Origin of the sequence: Mesorhizobium sp. B1-1-5, from assembly GCF_006443065.1 — a bacterium.
Classification (GTDB): Bacteria; Pseudomonadota; Alphaproteobacteria; order Rhizobiales; family Rhizobiaceae; genus Mesorhizobium.
Map to the genome: position 1 here is coordinate 1 of NZ_VFWS01000528.1, position 1,174 is coordinate 1,174.

The 1,174-nt window shown below is 64.9% G+C and carries 2 protein-coding genes; one reads left to right on the forward strand and one right to left on the reverse strand.

Translation table 11 applies throughout. The features are described from left to right. A partial coding sequence (locus FJ980_RS33005; protein WP_140547599.1) for an ornithine cyclodeaminase family protein occupies positions 1–873 on the reverse strand: 873 nt, incomplete at its 3' end. A 186-nt stretch (positions 874–1,059) separates the two neighbouring features. Between FJ980_RS33005 and FJ980_RS33010 the strand changes: the two genes are divergently transcribed. Beyond that, positions 1,060–1,174 (forward strand): AsnC family transcriptional regulator (locus tag FJ980_RS33010; protein ID WP_140547600.1); only part of this gene is annotated, 115 nt, incomplete at its 3' end.

The following is a 1,174-nucleotide window of genomic DNA, read 5'->3' on the forward strand; positions in this document are numbered from 1 at the left end:
GTCCTCCATGGCCACACCCATGGCCTTGTAGATGGTGATCTGTTCGGCGCTGACCCGCCCTGGCCTGAGCCTCAGCAGCATCTCGCCGAGTTCGGTTCCGGTTTGCGGATCGAGGCCGTCAAGTTCGCAAGAGCCGACCGGAGTAGGGGCGAAAGCATCGGCCGTCTCGACGAACAGACTGCCCCTACCGATAAGCGAAACAGGCAGTTCGCCGCCGGGCGGAGCGACGCCGACCGACGAGACATGGGTGCCGGGCCGCACCCAGTCGGCCGAGATCACCGGCTCGTAGGAGTGCGTTGCCAGGCAGACGACATCCGACGAGCGTATCGCGGCCTCGAGATCGTCGACGGCGACGACGCCGACATGCCGGGCGGCAAGCGCTTGCGCATCGGCGAATTCCTTCGAGACCACGCGGATCTCGGCGAAGTCGCGCACCAGCGGCAGGAGATTGAGATGTTGGCCGGCCTGCACACCGGCGCCGACCACGGTCGCGATCCTTGCGTCGGGGCGGGCGAGTTCGCGCACCGAAAGCACGGCTGAGCCGGAAGTGCGCACGGCGGTGATGTAGGTGCCGTCCATGACACAGACCGGCATGCCCGTCGCAGGGTCGAACAGATGGATGGTGGCAAGGTGGCTTGGGATGCCGTCGGCGATATTGCCCTCGAACACGTTGACGCTCTTCACCGTCAGGTGCATGCCCGCCATCCAGGCGGGCATCGCCAGCGAATAGCCGGCCTGCGGAATGTCGAGCTGCGGCCGGGCCGGATTGACGACTTTGCCGCCGGACAGCGCCTTGAAGCCGCTGGCCAGCGCGTTGAGAAGCTGGCGAAGATCGACGCATGTCTTCACCTCGGCCTCGCTCAGGACGAGCACCGGTGTGTCGCCCTTGGCCTAGGCGCTGCGGGAGATCGATAGGGCTGTCGTCATGGATACGCTTTCGTTGGTGGCTGGAGTGCACGGCAACGGTATTGCGATCCATGGGGCGTGATGAAATATGCTGTTTTGGCTATTTCGGCGTGATTATCGCGTTTGCTCCCGTTCGAAAGTGTGAATCCTGAAATGGACGATCTCGACCGCATCGACCGCTCGCTGCTGCGCTTGTTGCAGGAGGATGGCCGCCGCACGACGCTCGATCTGGCCCGCCGCGTCGGCCTGTCGCCGACGGGAGCTGCGC